Source organism: bacterium (assembly GCA_016716565.1).
Lineage (GTDB): Bacteria > Bacteroidota > Ignavibacteria > Ignavibacteriales > Ignavibacteriaceae > IGN2.
The window spans coordinates 940,553-962,652 of the sequence record JADJWC010000002.1; the positions used below are offsets into that span (position 1 = coordinate 940,553).

The following is a 22,100-nucleotide window of genomic DNA, read 5'->3' on the forward strand; positions in this document are numbered from 1 at the left end:
TTAATTAACCGGAAGTGAAAAATGAATGAGTGCCCCTTTATCGCTGTTAAGTATTTTAATCTCTCCTCTATGCTTATCAATTATATTCTTACAAAGGAACAGACCGTAGCCTCCGTTTGATAAATTAAAAACTGTTGAAGGATTTGATTTTATTTTTTCCGGAAAGCCGGGCCCATCGTCCTGAACTTCAACACAGTTGTGATTATCCTTTGCAAATGAACGGATTATTATAGTCGCATTTCTGTTTACATCGACTGCATTAGTGATCAGGTGTACCAAAAGATGCTGGATTTGCTCAGGATCAAAATTGCAAAGCGGAAGTGGATTTAGTTCGGTTTTGAATGTAACTGCATTGAACTTTTTTAATGGTGAGAGATATTTGATTACTGATTGAATGGTTCTGTTTAAATCATTGTTTTCTTTATTTAGATCTGTTACTGATGTTTCGAGCAGGACCTGTGCGTATTTCTGAATGTTGCGGATACTATCGGCAGCTACCTTCGATTTTAATTTCAACCTATCAAAAAGCAGATCATCAAGATTACTGTTGATTTCAAATTCATTTTGAGATTTTTCAATTGTTCTTAGAAGGCTTTCTGTTTCAAGAAGTGCAAGGTGAACTAAACCCTGCAATGCCTGTCCGATTTCAGCATCAATCCCGGCTTTAAGAACTCTTCTCTCAGCCTGAATAAGTTGAGCATTCGCTTCCTGCAGAGCATTATATGCGTTCACCTGTCCATCATATAGCTGAGCATTTCTTATTGCAGTAGCCGCTTGTCCGGCAAGAATTTCAAACGTCCCGGTTATTTCTCTCACTTTTATTTTGTGAAGATGTTTACTGTCGACATAAATTACACCGATTTTTTTTCCGTCAGTAATCAGAGGAGAACAAAGAATAGTTTGTAAGTCAAGTTTGAGAATACTTCTTGAAGGATCGTACTTTGCATCACTTTGAGCTCCTTCGATAAAAGCCGACTGTCCGTTATGAAAAACATCTTCTACTACTGTATTACTGACTTCAAATAATTGCTTTGGAAGATTTTCATCATGATCGTTCAATCCCAACTTGTACTCAAGTTCGCCGCTCATACTTTGGAGTACAATAAATCCTCTCTCTGAATTAGTAAGCTTGATTGCATTCTTGAGCACCAGCTGAAGTACATCTTCAAGTATAAGAGATCTGTTTATAGTATTAACTATATTCAGAATTACTTCAAGATTCCTTAACCTCTCGGAAGATTCATCCTCATCAATTGCAGTTTTAATCCTGTCGTCGATATTTTTTTTGAAGTCTGAAAATTTCATCAAAATAAAAAGAGATTATTAATCTTTTAATAATTTAATTGAGAGAAACCACTCCCAATCATGATAACCATCCCAGGACCATGCTTTTGCTACACCTGCAGAAAATGTCGATTCCAGATTATACCAGTGCTTTAGTTTGATATCCATCTGGGCTCCCAGATCAACCATATAATTCCCAAAGTTTGATTCAGTAACCAGGCCTTGAGAATACACAGAGAAATCAAAATGATTTACAAATTGCTCCAGCAATAACCATCCTGAAGTTCTTATCGGCGGAAACGCATTTTCAAGCATTAACTTGCCGAACTTACTGGTGACAAGGCTGTAAATTGGAAGCCCCGGAAACCTGAAAATTCTCCTGAACTGCTTGACTTCGTCATTGTCAACAGGTCTGTTTCCAAAACCGCCAACATAGAACAAACTTTGGACTAAATTTTCATTTTCCTTGTTATAACCACCTGCAATTTTTACGTGTAAAACGTTATGATTCCACAACCACGTAGAGAAATCACTCAATTCAATGTAAGTATTAAATCCAACTTCAGGTTGGTCAAAATTTGTACCGTATACACCAATTGTCCAGTTAAATTCGTTTCCATATTCAAAATCGGAACTTCCGATTGTTTTTCTGAGATTTTTGTAGTTCAGGTTTGTCGCAAGAACCGCAAAATCTGGCTGCGTGACTGGTATAAGGTTATCGTTTATAAATTTAACATCACGATAAAATGTTAAAGTAGTAGCTTGCTTAATCTTTGTCGGATTATCGTACTTCCAGAAGTAAGTATGCCCAAGTTTGAATTGAGTTCCGAAGGTGCCCCTTTTTCTTTCATTAAAAAGATCAAAAAAATCAGCTCCGTTGTAAAGAACATCTATGAAAAAAAGTTGTTTATAATCGTACTTGAATCTTAGATGCCAGAGAGGTTCACTTGGAGTTTCATTGAGAGGCGAAACACCTGCTTCCATATAAAAATCATGAATTAAAAGAGGATCAGAAATTCTGGTGAACAAACCAAAAACAACCTGGTTCTGAAATCCGCTCACTACCGGAATAATTGAATGGATATGTAAATTTTCTAATCCATTAAAACTCGATTCAGCAGAAAAATCCATTGGATTAATCGTTGTTGTGTCAGAGCTTAAATTCAGGCTTTCCAAATCTGGATTAACCTCTATTACCTTTTGTCCAAAATAATTGATCGCAGGTAAGTACTTAGCAGGTTTATTTTCAAAAACTACGGGAACAAATCCATCAGTTGTATATTCAAACGCAAAAACTGAATCCGGAGAAATTTCTATCGGCTTAAATAATCCTGTGATGCAATGCGAAATCGCCTTTACTGTATTGTCGGTAAAGTCATAACGATAAATGTTTGATACACCATTTGTATAAGCATTCCAGTACAAATTCTTTCCGTCCCTGCTCCAAGATGGATTCTCGGGAGAACCGCTGCTGGAAATAATATCATAATTGAGTAAAGAATCTGAAATTATGCTCGAAGCATCAAAAACTATTATTGACTGCTGACCTGATGGCTTCTTCAATGTTGCTGCTAACTTCTTACCTCTGTCTTCAATAGAAAGATTGAATATTTCTTCGCCGAGTTCGAGCGTGATTAATCTTTTTATCTCTTTGTACGGATATTTAGAATAAACCAGAGTAGCGAACCCGGATTCATGTTGTATTCCCCATAAGTCATGCGTAACCGGTGATACAGCAAGATCACCGATTCTTGCATCTTCAAAAAGTAACTTCTCGTCGCCTGTTTCCAGATGATAAGCCCAAATATCCCTGAATAGCTGATTATTGTTTGTAGTATAAAATAATAAACCATTTACTTCATCGAGTGCAATTGATGAAACCTGTATCATACTTGGTGTGGCAATGGAGCTAAGTTTGGTTGATACTCCCGACGATAGTTTTAAAGACTGTAATGAATTTAGTTCATGAGATCTGTGATACACAAAATATACCGATCCAGTTGGACTATCATAACAAGGACGTGAAACCCAGCCAAAATTTATGGGATTAAGAGTTTTTAAATTTGTCAGTTCGGCTTGCTTGAGTATTTTGATATTATCCTCTTGAAATTTTGATTCATATTTAAGAAAGTCTTTCCATTCCTGATCAAAGTCCTTCTTGAATATTTTATTAAATCTGCCTTCGAAGCCACTATAAGTATCTCCCGGCTTAGTTCTGAACCAATCAATCACTTTATCATTTCCATATACAAAAGATAAATAAGCTATAAACCTTCCTCCATAAATGTAATGGATGTTTTCTAACAGAATTGAATTATGGCTTAATAAAGTCTCAAGATCCAACTGAGAAGGCATTTGATTTTTTTCCAGAACCATACTTCTGAAATACATTTCATCGAAGCTGCCAAGTACACGGCCGTAACCACCACTTAACCATGTTTCGAAGTATACGGCAATTGACTCCTGATGCCATCTTGGTGAATATCTGTTATAATTTGTAAGAAGTCCATACAAAACTGAAAGAGGTTGTGTCTTTTCCGGCGGAACTTTTCCAAAAACCGATCTGCAAAACTTTTCAAATCCAATTTCAGCATCGTTGACAATTACGTGAACGAGCTCATGACTTATCAGCCATTGGATTCGCTCATTGTAAGGCACAACTTCGTACCCTGGTTCCATTGGTTCAATTTCTAGTCTGATAAAATTCTGAGGAGTGGTACTAGTTGCTGCAAATCCATAGTCACTGACATCATATGTATTGATTATTATTTTATCCTTGGGAATGTAGTTGAATAACTCTGATAGTGGTTTAAAGGCCTTTTCTGCACTTTTTAAAACATGATTGACCAGATGTGAATGATAATCGCGATAGATTACAATAAAATGTTCGCTTTCCTTTTCAAGCCACTGTGATTCTTCTCTTTCAAATAGATGCACAACCAATTCATTTCCTTTATCAGAATTAAAATACTCGTTCGCAACATTCAACTTTTTTTTCATTATTCTTATTTCAACATTCCCATCTAAATTAAACACACCGATATTTTTTACTAGCCCGACAGGCACCAGATTCTCAAAGTTTTTTCCAAAGGTGGATGAATTTTTAATCAAAATGTTAAGACTTGTGGAATCACTCGCTTTAACAAATGGATGAACTTGAAGATTTCCTTTAACTGATAGGTATGTTCCCTTAGTTGTATGATTAAGTGATATATCGTGTATATCGACAACTTCATTCTGTTCTTTATCAAGAACCATTACTTTACCAGGACTGATTATTGCAAGCGATTTTGAATAATATTTATTGAAAATGTCTATTGTTTCATTCAACGGGACAAATATTAAATTATCTACAAAATGTGTAGAGGTTGGATACTGGTGAATGGTTGATTTACCGTTGGATTTCGATACAACAACTACATAGGGATTTTTACTTGTAAACCTCAGAAGAAAATCTTCCAGGTTAATTTCGATTACATTGTCTGACACAGACAACTCTTCTAATAGATTTAACCCTTCAGCAAAATGTTCTAAAGAGACATATATTATTCCTTGATGATTGTATGATGGGATAGCATTACTAATTTCATTTTCAATTAAATTAATTCTGGATAATTCCTGCGGAATAATTAAGGTTGTTATTAAAAAAAACAGGAGAGATATTCTTAACATATTACAAGTAAGCAGGTGATTCTTTTTGTGCTGCGCAAAAATGACTATTCAATTAACAAAAATTTTACACTGACGATGAATTGCAAATTGCTATTGAAAAATAACAACTTACTGCAAATAATAAAAAAGCCTTCAATAAAGATTGAAGGCTTAACAAAGTATACTTTGGAGAACTAATTCATTCTACCTTACCCAGCCGTACTTGCCACCGAGTTCGTCAAGTTGTGAACCTGATCTTACCCAGCCGTACTTTCCACCGAGTTCGTCAAGTTGTGAACCTGATCTTACCCAGCCGTACTTTCCACCGAGTTCGTCAAGTTGTGAACCTGATCTTACCCAGCCGTACTTTCCACCGAGTTCGTCAAGCTGTGAACCTGATCTTACCCAGCCCATCTTCACCGAGTTCATCAAGTTGTGAACCTGATCTTACCCAGCCATTTTTCCACCGAGTTCGTCAAGCTGTGAACCTGATCTTACCCAGCCGTACTTTCCACCGAGTTCGTCAAGCTGTGAACCTGATCTTACCCAGCCGTACTTTCCACCGAGTTCGTCAAGTTGTGAACCTGATCTTACCCAGCCGTATTTCGCACCGAGTTCATCAAGCTGTGAACCTGATCTTACCCAGCCGTATTTCGCACCGAGTTCGTCAAGTTGTGAAGCTGATCTTACCCAGCCTGCTTTCCACCGAGTTCGTCAAGCTGTGAACCTGATCTTACCCAGCCGTACTTTCCACCGAGTTCGTCAAGTTGTGAACCTGATCTTACCCAGCCGTACTTTCCACCGAGTTCATCAAGTTGTGAACCTGATCTTACCCAGCCGTACTTTCCACCGAGTTCATCAAGTTGTGAACCTGATCTTACCCAGCCGTACTTTCCACCGAGTTCGTCAAGTTGTGAGCTTGATCTTCTATCAAGGAACTTTAACTCGGTCTGAGTAATTTCTGATGATTGAATATAGTGGTTACCGGTAACGGTAGACATATTATCCTGATTAACACGATATCTGGTCGCCTCCTGGACATTGTCAGCAACCTGAGCGAATCCGGATATGAATAGTCCCCAAATAAGGGCTATGGATAATATAGTTCGCATAGTACCACTTGTTAAATATGACACACTACTAGTAGTTTGACATACACTTCACCCTGAAACTGCGCTTTGCAGCCCAATTTGCAAAGCCAATGCTTGTGCCATGCGAAAAATTGATGTTTTTTGTTTTAAGGTGAGTCAAACATGAAAATCAGGTAATAATTACCTGAAAAATCACTGATATACTACTTTATGTAAAAAATTATTACGAAAAACATCAGTCAATCAAATAACAAAAATTCAAAAATGTCGGCGATCCAACCTATCGAAGAGTATACTCACTTCGTAATTCTATACCTTTAATAATATATCCAACTTAGGTCTGGAAATGCCTAGCAGCTTGGCGGTTTGGGTTTTATTTCCACCCATTTTAGCGAGCACTTTTTTAGCATATTCTTTATCCACATTTCTTAGTGAAGTAATTCCATAATTTACATCCAGCCTCACAATATTGTATGGTATATCTTCTTGCTTGGATTCTTCTAATGCTTTTGAATTAAAATTATCTATCAGATTACTAAAATCTTTAATCTGTAATTTCCGATCATCACACAGAAGTACAGCTCTCTCAATAGCATTCCTTAATTCCCGAACATTTCCGGGCCAGGAATAACCCATCAACAAATGCTGTAAATCTTTATCTAATTTTTTGACCGACTTATCAAATTGCTGATTAAATTCTTCGATGAAATGATTTGCTAAATGAATAATATCCTCTCCGCGCTCCCTTAACGGAGGTATTTCAATCGAGACTACATTTAACCTGTGGAATAAGTCTCTTCGAAATAAATTTTTTTCAACCATGAATTCCAGATCCCGATTTGTCGCTGAAATTATTCTCGCGTTCACCGGTATATCTACTACACCACCTAATCGTTTTATTACTTTTTTCTCAACAGCTCTTAAAAGTTTAGTCTGAATATTAAAGCTTAGATCCCCAATTTCATCAAGAAAAAGTGTTCCTCTTTCCGCAAGTTCAAACAAACCAACTTTTCTTGTTCTTGCATCCGTAAAAGCGCCCGCTTCATAACCAAACAATTCTGATTCAAGAAGATTTTCAGGTATTGCTGTACACACGATATCAATAAAAGGAAATTGATTTGCAGGTCCGCTATTGTGAATTGCTCTGGCAAATAATCCTTTTCCTGTACCGGTTTCACCAAGTATAAGAACATTTGAGTTACTTTTTTCAGATACTTTGCTTGCAAGTTCAACTGCTCTTAATAATTTTTCTGAGCTGCCCAGAATAGATTTAATTCCGTGCCTGCTAACACCGAAAGTTCCCAAGTGACCAGACTCTGTTATATAGGATTTGTTCGAAAAAACTTCCGCAAGAAATGATGTGAATTTTAATACTTCGTAGGGAAAGACAAAGATATCATAAAAACCTTGTTTTAATAATGATGTAACTAGTAATGCATCTGAGTTATTTATCACAACGACTATCTTGTTGGTCTTCGCTTTTTTGAACCGCTGTATGTCCTTATAGATTGAAGAGTCTAAGGATTCTAGTTTTAAAATTATTATCTCGTTATTCTCAATTTCAATTTCTGTTGGAAAGCTGATATTTAGTGAGAAGCCCTTCAGCTCCAATTGTTTTAATGCAGATGTCACAGAAATGAGATCAGCGGAATCCGAAAAGACTTTTATGTTAAAGTGACCTTCGTACATAAATTAACTCTGCGGATAAAAACTTTCTAATTTTTTCAATGTGTTCAATCTATCCTGTTGTCTTAAATATGCCGCACGTACTCTGGGTGAATGTATACGTTCTCCAATAAAATATATTAATTCTCTTGTATATGTAATAAATTGTTTGGCTTTATTAAGATTTCCGCGATCAATATACAGCTCGGAAATTTCATAAAGTACTTGCCAGGTTAATTCAATAATATTATCATTCTTAATTAGTTCATAAGATTTTTCAAAATACACCATCGGTGGTAATAATTTTTCTGATCTAAAATTTTTCGAAATAATTCCTAAAAAATATTCCCTCTCAGCCTCCAATATAGAATTTTGTGAGCATAATTCCATAAGTTTGGTTCTTTTAAGTTCAATGAGCGCTTCTTTAAATTGCCTATGGTGTATGTGAAATTTTGTTGTGAGAAAAACACATTCCAAATAATTCTTAATATCTTCCCGCGACAAAAATTTTTGACGCAGATACTCCATTTTATCCGGTAAAATTATACCGGTTCCAATGAATGCAATCCATTGCTCAAAAAATTCTTTTAAAATTTGATAATTATCCGGCTGATTTAATAACGAAAAATATGAGATGAATTCGTTATATGTTTCTATCAGTTTATCATTGAAACCGATTTTATAATACATTCTGCCCAATAAAAAGGTGAGGTCAAGCATTTCCTCTTTATTCTCTAATTTTTCAAAGAGTTTTCGGGCTTCATCAATTGATTCAATTACCTTTTGATATTCGCACAATGAAAGATAAACTTCTCCAAGATTCCAGAGTATTTGAGCTCGTCTCAAGTCCTTCCCCAAATTAAGAAAAATTATATCTGCTTTCTTATATGCGTGGATAGCTGATTCATATCTTATCCTGTCGTAATAAAAAACGCCCATACTTTGAAGCAAAATTCCTTCTTGCTCAAGACTGCCAATAGATTGATTTATTTCAGAAGCACTTTTCCAATGAAATTCCGCTTTGTCATATTCTTTTTGCATAGAATATACATTACCTATATTTACTTCGGCACCAGCCACCCGGGAAGACTGACCCGCTTCAAAAAATTTACTTCGTGCCGTTTGAAAATTTTCTAATGCTGAATTAAGGTTATTACTCTGATAAATATCAATCATTCCCTTCAAATTATAACAACGACCCGCTAGTTCAGGTGAAAGTGATTTATCATTTAATAAAAGATCACATTGCTGTTGCGCTTTGTCATATAATTTTAATTCAAAATCGGCGTAAGCTAATTCTACTTTTAATGCATGTATTTCTGCCGTATCACTTATTTTCCCAAGAAGGTCGGAGATAACCTTTTTGCCAGTTTCATATTCACCCGAGGCAATGAGTGCACTTCCTTCAATTGATGATATTTTTTTATCAATCTTATTTTCTGCTATTGTACTTTTTAATTCCTTAATAGTATTTAACGATGATTGAACATCACCAAGCTTAAAATAAACTTCGCTAAGTTTTATCTTTAATGCATCGAGTGTTGTCTTCTTCAGTGGAAGTTGAATCAAGTGGAGCAGCAATTTTTTCATATATGAAAATGCAGAACGTTTTTCCGCTTCATTAATTTCTTCCAGTGAGAGATTGCAGCTTTTATTATAATCGCCGGCAAGCTCATACTGTCTGGCTTCTTCAACTCTGTATATTGAAGGAACTTTGGCGGAAAACTTTTTAGCTATGTGCAGGTGAAAATCTTTTTTATTATCAACAGAAGCATATATGTATTTCTTTATCGCCTCAGAAGTAAAAATCAAAGTTTGGCCGGAACTGAACTTCTGGACAATATTATTCAGTTGAAGACTCGAAGCAATACCTTCTGCTTCTGCTTTTGAGATATCTACTAATAAAGATAGTAATTGTAAATCGATAAAAATTTCCAATGCCGAAATGATTTTTACAGTTGAAAATTCCTTTTCAGACAGGTTGGCTAACCTTAAATCATAAATGCTGAAATGCGCTTCGGTTAGAGCGGAAATCTTGTTTTCATCTTTAGTAAAACTGACACCGCTTGCGGAAAAATGCATTATCCCAAACAGAATTAAATCTTTAATGAAAGCCTTGATATTTCCTGGGATCAAATCAGCGTTTGTTATGATCAATTCTTTTAGCTCTGCTATAGGTACTTCCTTTGAATAACTTTCTTCCAGGAATTGAAACATTTCGCTATTAGTAAATGGACCAAGAGTAACTTCTTTAACATTATTTAAACTTGATGATAATAACTCATGCCCCTGAGATTCATTCACAATGACTTTGGAATTATTCACTTGCAGCAAAGGAATTACTTCGAGAAGGAAATTACTTGTTAACTGATCATATAGATTAAAATCATCAATCAAAAGAATAATGGTACATTGTGAAGCAACAGCTGCTGTGATTTGCTTCAATTCATCTATCTCTTTTTTCTTTCCATCAGAAAGAAATCTAAGAATCATTTGCTGATTCTCTGCATTGAGATTGGGATACACAGCTTTTGAGAAGATCATCTGCCGGATTATAAATCTTATTAATTCTTCAGATGTTTTTCCCCGCACTTCTGAAATAATCACTGCTTCATTTCGTTGCTCGAGTATTTTATGAAGCAGCGAAGATTTACCAACACCATCAAATCCCTTGATAGTGTAAACTTCACTGCTATCTGTATTATCAAGAAATTGAAATAAAGCTTCCAGGGTAGATTCGCGGGAGGAATATACTTTCGCCGGTAGAAACTCCTTTGTAAGTGCAAGGTCAATCTGAAAACCAAGATCTTTAATTATCGCCAAAGCTGAAGAATACCTTTTATCAGTATCTTTTTCCAGAAGCCTTTTTAAAATATCTATTATTTCTTTTGAGAAAATATCCGAGGCGGGATATTCAAATGAACTTTCAATGGCTGACTTATAAATATCAAGTTCTGTTTTAGCTTTAAATGGAAAATGATTATAAACAACCTGGTAGAGAAGAATTCCAAGTGAATAAAAATCAACGGAGTGATTGTGGTTTTCTTTCTTTAACAGCTCGGGTGCAATGTAATAAGCAGTTCCTTTAATTTCATAATCTGACGGAGATGGTGAATACTCAGCAAGTCCCAGATCAATTAATTTAATTACTGGCTGTCCATTCCTGAATGAGATTAAAATATTTTCGGACTTTAAATCGTAATAGATATATTTCGATTGATGCAGATAATAAAGTGCCGCACAAATCTGTCTTGTAATTTCCCTTAAAATTTTATCGTCGCGGATACTATTAGAAGATTGAAGAACTTCACCTTCAAAATACTCCAAAGTCATAAAAGTCGAACCGATTTCAATTTCTTCTTCACCATCGAAATGAAGTACTGTGCCCAGCTCATAGGCCTCAATTATATTCGAATGCTCAAGTCTTTGAAGTGTAAAGTATTCTTTTACAAAAGTATCGAGTTCTCTTTTATGAACATCTGCCGGAAGAATTTTTATTGCATATTCTTTTTCAGGAAATTCTATATCACGGCAGAGAAAAACTTTGCTTCTTCCCTCTCCTAGTTTTTTTAATATTTCATACCGAGTATTTATCATTATTTCATTCTTGGATTTAATTTTTTACCAAGCTTTCTTCCTGAAGAATTAAACGTGAACAAAGTAAGTATCAAAGCTAGTCCTGGAAATGTTATCAGCCACCATGCTTTAGTGATATATTCCTGACCTGAACTTATCATCGATCCCCACGAAGGATATTCATTCCCGGTTCCAAGCCCGAGATAACTTAAAGCCGCTTCTGCAAGAATAACATTGCTGAATAAAAAAACCATGTTAACTATAATGGGAATAATAACTGCGGGGAATATCTCTCTGAAGAGAAGGTGAATCTTGTGTAAACCGATCAGTTCTGCAGTATAGAAAAAATCTTTTTGCTTGATGGAAAGAACTTCGCTTTTAACAATTTTAAATAAGCTCATCCAGCCGGAAATTCCAAGCACTACAATTACTGAAAACACCGAACTGCCGAATAAAGCCAGTATTAAAACAATAAGATATATAATTGGAAATGATAAAAAGACCTCAGCAAAGCGATTTAACGCTGTATCTAAAAAACCACCGCGGTAACCCGCAATGAACCCCAGAATAATCCCAATAATAAATGATAATATCACTGCTCCTAAACCAACTGAAATTGAAATCCTTGTTCCGTATATCAGGCGAGAAAATAAATCTCTCCCGAATTCATCAGTGCCGAGCAGATAAAATTTTTTCTTTCACATCGATCTTATCATTTATCATAGCCAGCTTTTCTATTTCTATTTCATTAAAAATATTTTTCTGAAAATACGTTACTTTATTTGTCTGATTTACGCTGTCGGCGAGAATAATTTTATCGTTGTATGATGGTTTAATTATTTTTTCAGATTCTGAAACGAACTTTTCCGCTCCGATTAATGATTCACTGCTTCTTAATTCTAATTGTTTCAACGAGCTTATAGGCGGCAGAAGCTTCGCAACTGAAAGCTTCCCAGAGTATTCCGGATTTTCGTCTGCGATTATGGGGGCAAAAATGAAAACAAAGCAAAGTAGAATCAGAAATGCAAACGATAAATTTATCCTTTGCTGAAGAAATGATAACTTATTTTTATAAATTAAAGTAAGGACAAATAGTAAAATCAATACTACAGAAGATAACATCGCATCAGTAAATCGATAAGTTAAGATCGTAAGAGCGGATGAAAAATCAGAAAAAAGTAATGTTGAGTAACCAAATAAAAGTGAGTAATAATCGAGTATCAATTCAAAGCGAAAGATTACTAACAAAAGCCAAAGAAAAATTATCCAGTGAAATATTTTCAGATTTAATTTCAATTGAGAATTCCTTTAAGCAATCTTTTGTCGAGCTTCAGTTTAAAAATATCCGCTAGAAAATTTGCAATAATCATCACAGCACCTGCAGTAAATACACAGCCAATTACTAATGGATAATCTCTGGAAAGAATTGAATCGATTGTCAATCTTCCCATACCAGGGAGACTGAATATTACTTCTGTTATTAATGTCCCTCCAAGAAGTATTCCCAATTCTACACCCGCAACCGAGATTATTGGCCTCAATGAATTCGGGATAACGTGTTTCTTTAAGATTGAGTTGCTTTCCAGTCCAGAGGAAACAAGATTAGTTATGAATGTCTGACTGAGTACTTCATCCATGCTGTCCTTTGTATACTTATAGAACATAGCAACGCCGGCAGCTGTAAGAGTAATCAATGGTAAAAACAGATGATGTAATGTGTCAATCACCTTTCCAAAGAAAGAAAAGTTTTCAAAGTCAAGTGAATGCAAACCGGAAATAGGAAACAAATTCCATTCAACTGAAAAAATGTAAATTAATGCAACACCTAAAACAAAAGCCGGGATCGAATAAACAAGAATTGCTGAGTTGGAAATGAAATTGTCGAGCAGCTTACTCCGCCATTTTATAACCCACACAGAAAGCCAGATACTCATCCCTATCTGCAGGATAATACTTGTAATTGCAAACACAAGTGTAAATGAAAAATACTCCCAAATGATTTCGAAGACTGGCTGCCTGTAATTATAAGAAATCCCTAAATCACCCTTGAATACATTTGTAACAAATGCAAAGTATTGATCCGCAATCGGCTGATTAAGTGAGAATTTTTCGAAAATTTTATCTGATAATTCACTCCCGAGTTTAGCCGAGATATATTTATCGGTTGGATTGCCCGGTGATAATCTGATTAATACAAATAGAAAACTTATAAGCAGAAAAAGTGTCAATAGTGAGGAAAAGAAACGAAGCAAAATTGTCTTCAAGATTCCTGATTTCATAGATGCAAGTTAGTTAATCTTCCATTCCCAGCAGTGAACCAATACCCCATATGGAGTGATTTTCAGGTTCGTAATTTTTTTATTGTAAACGATAATGTTAGGTGTCCAGTAAAGAAAAGTAACAGGCTCATCATAGTGAATTATTTCCTGGAACTTTTTAAACTTTTCATTTTTTATTTCATCGGTGATGTCTGTTTCCAACTGATCCAGAATATTATCAACTTCATCATTATTATAACTTGAAAAATTCAGAAAGCCGGTGTTTGGATCAGAATACCAGTAAGGTTTTAAATCAAGAGGAATGGGAACGCCAAAACCAGCTATCCATGCGTCCAATTTTTTTTCATAAAGATTATCTATGAAAGCTCCAAGTTCCATTTTTTCGGTGGTCAATTCAATTCCAACAGCTTTCAAATTATTTTTAATAATGACTGCTGCATATTCACGCAATGGATTTCCAACCGGGTAATAAAGTGTAAATTTAAATTCAGTATTACCTTTTTCAAGTATTCCGTTTTTGTTTCCATCCTTCCATCCTTCAGCCGCTAAAAGTCGTTTTGCTTCTTCGGGATTATAATCATATGGTTTTACATCTGCATTAAACGAGGATTTAAATATCGGAGAGACCGGAGTTGCAGCGAGCATTCCCTGACCCAGTAGATATTCATCCAGAATTTCTTTCCTGTTAACTGCCATAGAAAGAGCTTTGCGGATGTTCCTGCTTCCAAAAAGTTTATTCGGTTTCAACATTCCTTTTTCGAATTTATTAACATCTATGTTGTTCCAGCCGATGTAATCATATTCCCGACCGACAATATTTTTAACGGAAAGATTTTCGAGAACAGAAAGCCCCGGGATATCTTCAACTTTGATTTGTTCTGCTAAATCAATATCTCCCTTTTTTAATTGTAATATTCTCGAGGTGTAATCAGGAATAATTTTGAACACAAGCTCTGATATCTGACCTTGTTGAAACAAGAAAGAATTACTGTCAGCTTCGAGTTTTATTGTCTGATTCCTTTCCCAATCTTTCAATTTGAAAGCTCCGCATGAAACCGGGTTAAAACTACTTTCGTGAGTTCCGATTTCGTCTCGTCCGATATTCTCAAAAATGTGTTTCGGAATAATGGGAACAACTATTTCAAATAAATCCGGAGTTGATCCAAGAGGGAAAAGAAATTCCAATTCATATTCAGAAATTATTTTAAATGATTTCTGAACATCAATGTGACCATCTTCCTCTAAAAAAAACTGATCAAACGTCCCCATAAAGCGGCTTTGAACATTCGGATCCGAATAGATATCATAAGAAAAAACTATGTCTTCAGAAGTGAGTTTCTTCCCATCGCTCCATTTAACATCATCTCTTAAAATAAATTTTATTGAAGAAGAGTCTACTGACCATTGCCAGCTTTTTGCTATCATCGGATGAGTCTCTAATTCACCACGGTCGGCATTCCACTGAAAATCCGACAAGCCCGGATATAGCAGGTCAGCAATAACAGTTTCTTCATAACTGAATGCAAACAAAGAATTAAAAGACTGAACATCCGAAGAAATTCCAATTACAATCCGGTTATCATTTGTGGAATGATCTGAACTGCACGATATTAACAGGAAGAATATTAAGGAAAGAAGCAGATTTAAAGTTTTATTGTTCATTTAATGGATTGTGTATTACTAATAGTAATTTCTCCTGTCAATTTATTATTTTGTTGAGTAAAAGAAAAACAAACATTTGCAGCTAATGTTAAGTGCAGACATTGACTCTGTGGTACTTCGTGTTGAAGATAAAAATCAACTTGTCCTAAAGAACATAAAGTTTGATATTACCAAAGGTGAAATCTATTCTATCCTCGGTAAGAATGGCTCCGGCAAATCAACCCTCATTAAATCTCTAACTTCTCTCCTGCCGGATAATCTTTATGAAATTAATGGCAATGTTTTATTTGGTACAACAAATTTACTGGAGACAACAGAAGAGAGTTTAAGGGAAATTAGAAAGAATAAAATCCGTTACGTTTTTCAGGATGCGGCGAACAGTCTCGATCCGTTGAAGAAAATCAAATATTACTTTGAGCTTACAAATGTAAGTCCTCTCAAAATCGAAGAGCTGCTGATATATTTTTCACTGCCTTCATATAAAAAATTATCCGCGCTTTACCCTTATGAACTGAGCGGCGGAATGGCACAAAGACTTTTGATTGTTCTTGCCCTTCTCGCAAATCCCGATCTTCTGATTCTCGATGAACCGACATCAGGGGTAGATTATGCTGTTATGAATCTTATCTTGTTAAAATTGAAAAACTTTGTTCGTGATAATGATAAATCCGTTTTGGTAGTTACTCAGGATATTAACTTTGCAATTAAGTCATCTGATTTTATTGCATATTTATCCGAAGGTAATCTCTCAAAATTTTTTACTCCGTCTGAATTGATGAACTCACCGGATGAAAAAGTAAAAAACTTTATTGAATCATTCAAAGAGTTGGACAATGTCTCTGCTTAAAGTTGAAAATATTTCTTACTCCGTGACTGTAAAAGAGGAATCGAAGAAACAGTTCGATATTCTTCAAAATGTTTCTTTTGAAGTTGAAGTCGGAGAAATTTTGGGAATATGTGGCGAATCCGGTGGAGGAAAATCAACTCTTGCAAAAGTTATTGCTAGACTAATCAAACCTGACAATGGAAAAGTTACTTTAAATTCAGAATCAGTGAAAAGAAAAAGCAGTCCGATTCAAATTCTGTTTCAAAATCATGGCGAGGTGTTAAATCCTTTTAGGAAAATCCAGAATGTAATCGACGAAGCTTTAATCATTTCCGGAATTGATAAGAGTAATCTGCAAATCGAACGAGAAAAAGTTCTTAGTTCTGTAGGATTCTCAAAAGGATTGTATGAACGAAGAGGAATGGAACTTAGCGGTGGTGAACAGCAAAGAGCAGCCTTAGCCAGATTGCTTGCAGTAAAGCCTGTTTTACTTATTCTTGATGAACCATTTTCTGCGCAGGATGTTGAGTCGCAGCTAAATCTTGTTAAACTTTTTAAATATCTGAATAAAGAATTTGATCTAACTATGATCTGTATCAGTCACGATTTAAGAATTCTCAGAAATCTTGCAAACAGAGTTATCATCATAAAGGATGGTGAAATTGTAGAGAGCGGAATTACAAAAGAAGTTTTCAATAATCCGCAAAAAATTTATACAAAATTTCTTTTATCGGCCGAATCATTAGAACTCACCTACGAAGAAATTAAATCCTTAAGTAAAAATTGAAATCTCAAAAAACTAACGCAGTCCGATTGCTCGAATCCGGCAGCATTCCACATTCAACTTTGGCTTACGATGTTGATGAAAGTGATTTAAGCGGAATTACCGTTGCAAATAAAATTGGAGTTGAACCGGAAAAAGTTTTTAAAACTCTCGTGACAAGAGGAGAGAAAACCGGGATTAATGTTTTCTGCATTCCTGTAACAGAAGAATTAAATCTGAAAAAAGCTGCCGTTGCATGCGGTGATAAAAAAATCGAAATGATAAAAGAAAAAGAATTACTTCCGCTAACCGGTTACATAAAAGGCGGTTGTTCACCAATTGGTATGAAAAAGTATTATCCAACTTTCATTGATGAGACGGCACAGCTATTTGAAGAGATCTCAATTAGTGCTGGCATCAGAGGGATGCAGATCATGATTAAGCCAGATGATCTTAAAAAAATCGTGAAAGGCCAATTCTCGGATTTAATTTGAAATATGTTTATTATTTTTCTAAAAAGCATAATTAACAAAAACGGAATACAACCTTGGAATGGATTACACAACCTGAGTCATTGATTGCACTGTTAACTTTAACAGTTCTGGAAATCGTTCTCGGCATCGATAATATAATTTTTATTTCAATACTGTCAGGCAAACTGCCGAAAGAACAGCAGAGTAAGGCAAGACTGACAGGTCTGGCACTTGCGATGATCACAAGAATTCTACTGCTTTTCTCAATCGTTTGGATAATGAAATTAACACTGCCTCTCTTTACGGTTATGAGTCAGGAAATCAGTGGAAGAGATTTGATATTAATTGGCGGCGGATTATTCCTGATCGCAAAAAGCACATTTGAAATTCACGACAAGCTGGAAGGAGAAGAAGGTCACAGGTCTGCAAAGGTTGCGAAATCTTTTGCAAGTGTAATCACGCAAATAATACTGCTGGATATTGTATTTTCACTCGACTCAGTCATTACGGCTGTCGGAATGGCTAACAATATCATGATAATGATTCTTGCAGTTGTGATAGCTGTCGGAGTAATGATGGTTTCAGCGAAAGGAATAAGCGATTTTGTAGAGAAACATCCAACTGTTAAAATGCTTGCACTTGCTTTTCTATTATTAATAGGTGTTTCATTAATTGCAGAAGGACTTGAACAACACATCCCAAAAGGCTATATCTATTTTGCAATGGCATTCTCGGTGTTTGTTGAAATGCTTAATCTGAAAATGAAAAGTAAAAGAAGAAATCCCGTTGAGTTGAGGAACAGGTTTGCAAAGGAAAATTGATAAAAAATTCATATTTGAGGATAAGCTATTGTTAACTCGCTTGTTAAATTAGCTTTAAGCAACCCACTAAATACTTGACTTTAAATAAGACTGCACCTATCGACAATTATCATTGAATTGACATTTCTTTTTCATTATTGAGAGCAATTCTCAATTGTTGTGTACTAACAAATATGAATATTCAAAAACAGCCTTTAATTTTACAAATATTTTCTGGTCTGAATATTGGATAATTTCTGCTCAATTAGAATTAATAGTGGAAAGAAAATGCAAGCAATCGATGAACCAATCCAAAAAATATCAAATCAAGCTAAAATAGATACCGGCTATGATTTATTCTTCAGCTTAAATCCTGTTCCAATGCTTATTTACGACACAAAAACACTAAAATTTTTAGATGTCAATCCAGCAGCAATCAAAATGTATGGATACACAAAAGATGAATTTCTTTCAATGTCAGTCGAAGATATTCGTCCTGATGAGGATATCGAAAAGTTAAGGAAGATGTTCAAGGATAATAATAATAACACCAGAATAACGGGGTACTGGCGACATAAAAGAAAAGATGGTTCGATTTTTTTCGTTGAAGTTTATTCACACCAAATTGACTCTGGTTTATACAAAAATGCGCGTGTGGTTACTGCATATGATGTGACCAGTAAAAAATTAGCAGAAGATAATCTCATTAAAAGTGAGCAGCGGTTCCGCGATCTTGCCGAACTGCTACCACAAATAATTTTTGAAATTGATCTTAGCGGCCGTCTTTTGTATTGCAATAAAATTGCTTATGATACTTTTCAATATCCATATGATACAGATCTAAGCACAATTAATATCTTCGACTTTGTCTCACCTTCACAGAATCATATTGCACAAGAAAACTTTTCTAAAATGGTGTCTGGTGGAAGGATGATGAATACGGAATATACGCTTTTCAAAAAAGATGGATCATCATTCACGGCTATTGTACTGATCTCGCCAATCCTTCAAAACGAGATACCCATCGGTTTCAGAGGAACAATCATAGATATCAGCGAGATGAAGAAAGTTCACAAAGAATTGCATTATAGTCAGATGAAGTACAGCTCTCTTTTTGAAAATGCATATTCAATGATGATGATAGTTGATCCCGAAACACAAATTATAATTGAGGCAAACAAGGCAGCTGCAGATTTTTATGGCTATACGCTGGAAACGCTGAAAAAATTACATTTATCAGATATTTCAAACCGTCCACACGAAGAATTAAAATCAGTAGTCAAGAAAGCAATGGACTTTGAGATAAATCAATTTATCGGCCAGCATAAATTGGCGGATGGAAGTTCTCGGTTTGTCGAAGTATTTACAAGTCCGATAGTGATTGAGGGGAGAAATTTTCTGTTCTCAGTAATACACGATATTAATGAAAGAGTACTTGCTGAAAGAAACATAAAGAAATTAAACAAAGCAATTGAACAAAGTCCTGTTTCGGTTGTAATCACTGATCGCGCCGGTAATATTGAGTACGTAAATCCAAAATTCAGTGAAGTCACCGGTTACACTTCGGAAGAGGTACTCGGGAAAAATCCTAAAATATTAAAATCGGATGAGCATAGCGATGAATATTATAAAGATCTTTGGAGAACAATAACTGGAGGTAAAAATTGGTACGGTGAATTTAAGAATAAAAGAAAAGACGGAAGTTATTACTGGGAATCTGCTTCTATTTCTCCTTTATTCGATGAACAAGGAAATGTCAATCACTTTGTTGCAATTAAAGAAGATATTACAGAAAGAAAAATAAAAGAAGTTGAACTCAGGCAGGCAAAAGAAATGGCTGAAGAATCAAACCGGCTCAAATCAAGTTTTCTTGCTAATATGAGTCACGAACTTCGAACACCGCTTGTTGGGATACTCGGATACGCTGATATCCTCGCAAATGAACTCCAAGAAAATGATTTCAAAGAAATGGCAGATACAATTCTGCAAAGTGGTCAGCAGCTTGTAGAGACACTTAATTCAATACTTGATCTTTCACGAATTGAATCAAATCAAAATCATCTTGATATAAAAACTTGTGAATTAAAATCTATATTACAAGAAACTTGCTCTCTCTTCCAATCGGTTGCCAAGAATAAAAATCTATACATCAAACTGAATGTCCCTGATGATAATATTTATGTAGACTCAGATAATCACTTATTGAATAAAATATTTAATAACCTGCTCAACAATGCACTTAAATTTACATCTTCAGGCGGAGTTACTATAAGTGTTGAATTAGAAAAAAATAATCAATTGGCTAAAATAGATATTGCCGATACCGGAATTGGAATCCCCGAGAAATATTATGAACAAATATTTGAACCTTTCAGACAGGCTAGCGAAGGTCTTTCCAGAAATTTTGGTGGGACAGGACTAGGATTAACATTAACTAAAAAATTTGTCGAGCTAATCAATGGAACGCTTTCATTAAGCAGTAAAGTTGGTCAGGGATCTACATTTACAATAAAGCTTCCCCTATCACAACAAACACAACAAAAAGTTTTTGAAGATGAGATTCATATCAATGAAGACAGTTTAAACTTAAATTTTAAACCTTCTATGCTTCTGGTTGAGGATGATGAAATTAATGCACAGATAGTTTGTGCTTATTTAAAACCATACTTTAATATTGATCATGTCCTAGATGGTCAAAGAGGAATTGAATATTGTAAAACTAAAGATTATGATGTCATCCTGATGGACATAGCATTGAAAGGAATTAGCGGAACAGAAGCCATGCTAGAAATTAAAAAACTCGGCAGAAATAATTCTAAAATTCCAATCATCGCAATCACAGCATTTGCAATGCTCGGTGATAGAGAATCATTTCTAAAGGCAGGATTCTCACATTATATTTCCAAACCATTTACACGCGTAAAACTTTTTGAAATTCTCCGTCAGATTTTTGTAGATAAATCCGATTAATTTCTACTGAACAGGTTATCTCCAACTGCGACAAATACTTCCTATATCTTTTTAAACTCCTTTCCTAAGGATTAAAAATGTGACGACGCGCAACAAGCTGAATATCAGGTTTGCACAAGAAAAATAAAAGAAGTAAAAAGCAGAAGCATTTATGAAAAATTTAATTCTGTATATCATCCCTGCATTTATCTGGGGCTCAACCTGGCTTGCAATAACTTTTCAGCTTGGTGTTGTTGATCCGTTAGTTTCGGTCTTTTACCGTTTTTTACTCGCTGCAATAATTCTTTTTGTTTACTGCAGTATGATTAAATTGAATTTAAAGTATAATGCAAAGCAGCATTTGTTTATGGCACTTCAGGGAGTATTTCTATTTGGAATAAACTACTGGCTGGTTTACCTCGCAGAGGTTCATCTTGAAAGCGGACTTGTTGCGGTTATATTCACAACAATTATTTTCTTAAATATTTTCAATGGTTTCGTATTTCTAAAATCTAAAATTCGCTTGAATGTTTTGGGCAGTGCTCTAATTGGCTTTACCGGGATTATTTTGGTTTTTAAGGATGAACTTTTAGGTTTTAATTTCTCCAGCGATAAATCATTAGGGCTGTTACTTTCTTTCCTAAGTGTTATAGCTGCTTCACTCGGAAATATAATTTCAGCATATAACCAAAGAAATAAATTACCTGTTGTGCAGACAAATGCTTATGGAATGTTTTATGGAGCCTTGTTAATGCTTCTCCTGGTTTTTATTACTAATACACCTTTAAGTTTTGATGCATCATTTAAGTATATCAGCTCATTAATTTATCTGGCAGTATTCGGTTCTATAATTGCTTTCTATAGCTACTTAACTTTGCTTGGTAAAATCGGAGCGGACAGAGCTGCTTACGTAACATTAGTCTTTCCAATCATCGCTCTTTTGCTTTCAACATTTTTTGAAGATTACACCTGGACTTTGTTCGCATTGCTTGGTGTTGCCTTAATAACGTTTGGTAATTTTCTAATGCTGAAGAAAGCACACTAAATAAAAAAACCCTCTCCACCTTTCGATGAAGAGGGT

Annotated in this window: 16 protein-coding genes; 6 read left to right on the plus strand and 10 right to left on the minus strand. The window is 35.1% G+C overall.

Annotated elements, in window-relative coordinates; translation table 11 throughout:
• The 10 genes from IPM14_11090 to IPM14_11135 all read right to left on the minus strand — a co-directional run bounded on the left by IPM14_11090 (window position 1) and on the right by IPM14_11135 (window position 15,208).
• Window positions 1-1,305 (minus strand): GAF domain-containing sensor histidine kinase, encoded by a 1,305-nt coding sequence (locus IPM14_11090; protein ID MBK9098636.1) that lies wholly within the window; start codon window positions 1,303-1,305, stop codon window positions 1-3.
• A gap of 18 nt (window positions 1,306-1,323) precedes the next feature.
• Window positions 1,324-4,773: a PD40 domain-containing protein gene (locus tag IPM14_11095; protein ID MBK9098637.1), complete on the minus strand. Its 3,450-nt coding sequence runs from the start codon at window positions 4,771-4,773 to the stop codon at window positions 1,324-1,326.
• 366 nt (window positions 4,774-5,139) lie between these two features.
• Window positions 5,140-5,364 (minus strand): hypothetical protein, encoded by a 225-nt coding sequence (locus IPM14_11100; GenBank protein MBK9098638.1) that lies wholly within the window; start codon window positions 5,362-5,364, stop codon window positions 5,140-5,142.
• Window positions 5,365-5,621: 257 nt separating this feature from the next.
• A complete protein-coding gene (locus IPM14_11105; GenBank protein ID MBK9098639.1) occupies window positions 5,622-6,047 on the minus strand; it encodes a hypothetical protein in 426 nt (141 codons plus the stop codon).
• Between the two features lie 288 nt (window positions 6,048-6,335).
• Window positions 6,336-7,715: a sigma-54-dependent Fis family transcriptional regulator gene (locus tag IPM14_11110; protein ID MBK9098640.1), complete on the minus strand. Its 1,380-nt coding sequence runs from the start codon at window positions 7,713-7,715 to the stop codon at window positions 6,336-6,338.
• 3 nt (window positions 7,716-7,718) lie between these two features.
• The gene (locus tag IPM14_11115) at window positions 7,719-11,288 is read right to left on the minus strand and encodes a protein kinase (protein ID MBK9098641.1); all 3,570 of its coding nucleotides are present in this window, start codon (window positions 11,286-11,288) and stop codon (window positions 7,719-7,721) included.
• On the minus strand, window positions 11,288-11,863 hold the full coding sequence (locus IPM14_11120) for an ABC transporter permease (GenBank protein MBK9098642.1): 576 nt from the start codon (window positions 11,861-11,863) through the stop codon (window positions 11,288-11,290). Before IPM14_11120 ends, IPM14_11115 begins: the two co-directional genes overlap by 1 nt.
• A gap of 73 nt (window positions 11,864-11,936) precedes the next feature.
• Window positions 11,937-12,563: a hypothetical protein gene (locus tag IPM14_11125; protein MBK9098643.1), complete on the minus strand. Its 627-nt coding sequence runs from the start codon at window positions 12,561-12,563 to the stop codon at window positions 11,937-11,939.
• Complete coding sequence (locus IPM14_11130; GenBank protein MBK9098644.1) at window positions 12,560-13,546, minus strand: ABC transporter permease; 987 nt, start codon at window positions 13,544-13,546, stop codon at window positions 12,560-12,562. The genes IPM14_11125 and IPM14_11130 overlap by 4 nt, the downstream gene beginning before the upstream one ends.
• Before the next feature lie 9 nt (window positions 13,547-13,555).
• Window positions 13,556-15,208 (minus strand): hypothetical protein, encoded by a 1,653-nt coding sequence (locus tag IPM14_11135; GenBank protein ID MBK9098645.1) that lies wholly within the window; start codon window positions 15,206-15,208, stop codon window positions 13,556-13,558.
• Between the two features lie 85 nt (window positions 15,209-15,293).
• Here IPM14_11135 and IPM14_11140 point away from each other — a divergent pair, with 85 nt between their 5' ends.
• The 6 genes from IPM14_11140 to IPM14_11165 all read left to right on the plus strand — a co-directional run bounded on the left by IPM14_11140 (window position 15,294) and on the right by IPM14_11165 (window position 22,064).
• Window positions 15,294-16,055: an ABC transporter ATP-binding protein gene (locus tag IPM14_11140; GenBank protein MBK9098646.1), complete on the plus strand. Its 762-nt coding sequence runs from the start codon at window positions 15,294-15,296 to the stop codon at window positions 16,053-16,055.
• Window positions 16,042-16,821, plus strand: a complete 780-nt coding sequence (locus tag IPM14_11145; GenBank protein ID MBK9098647.1) for an ATP-binding cassette domain-containing protein — start codon at window positions 16,042-16,044, stop codon at window positions 16,819-16,821. Before IPM14_11140 ends, IPM14_11145 begins: the two co-directional genes overlap by 14 nt.
• The gene (gene ybaK / locus IPM14_11150) at window positions 16,818-17,291 is read left to right on the plus strand and encodes a Cys-tRNA(Pro) deacylase (GenBank protein MBK9098648.1); all 474 of its coding nucleotides are present in this window, start codon (window positions 16,818-16,820) and stop codon (window positions 17,289-17,291) included. Before IPM14_11145 ends, ybaK begins: the two co-directional genes overlap by 4 nt.
• 53 nt (window positions 17,292-17,344) lie before the next feature.
• Entirely contained in the window at window positions 17,345-18,091 is a 747-nt protein-coding gene (locus IPM14_11155; GenBank protein MBK9098649.1) for a TerC family protein, read from the plus strand.
• A gap of 267 nt (window positions 18,092-18,358) precedes the next feature.
• On the plus strand, window positions 18,359-21,040 hold the full coding sequence (locus IPM14_11160; protein MBK9098650.1) for a PAS domain S-box protein: 2,682 nt from the start codon (window positions 18,359-18,361) through the stop codon (window positions 21,038-21,040).
• A 151-nt stretch (window positions 21,041-21,191) separates the two neighbouring features.
• Window positions 21,192-22,064, plus strand: a complete 873-nt coding sequence (locus tag IPM14_11165) for an EamA family transporter (protein ID MBK9098651.1) — start codon at window positions 21,192-21,194, stop codon at window positions 22,062-22,064.
• Window positions 22,065-22,100 lie beyond the last annotated feature (36 nt).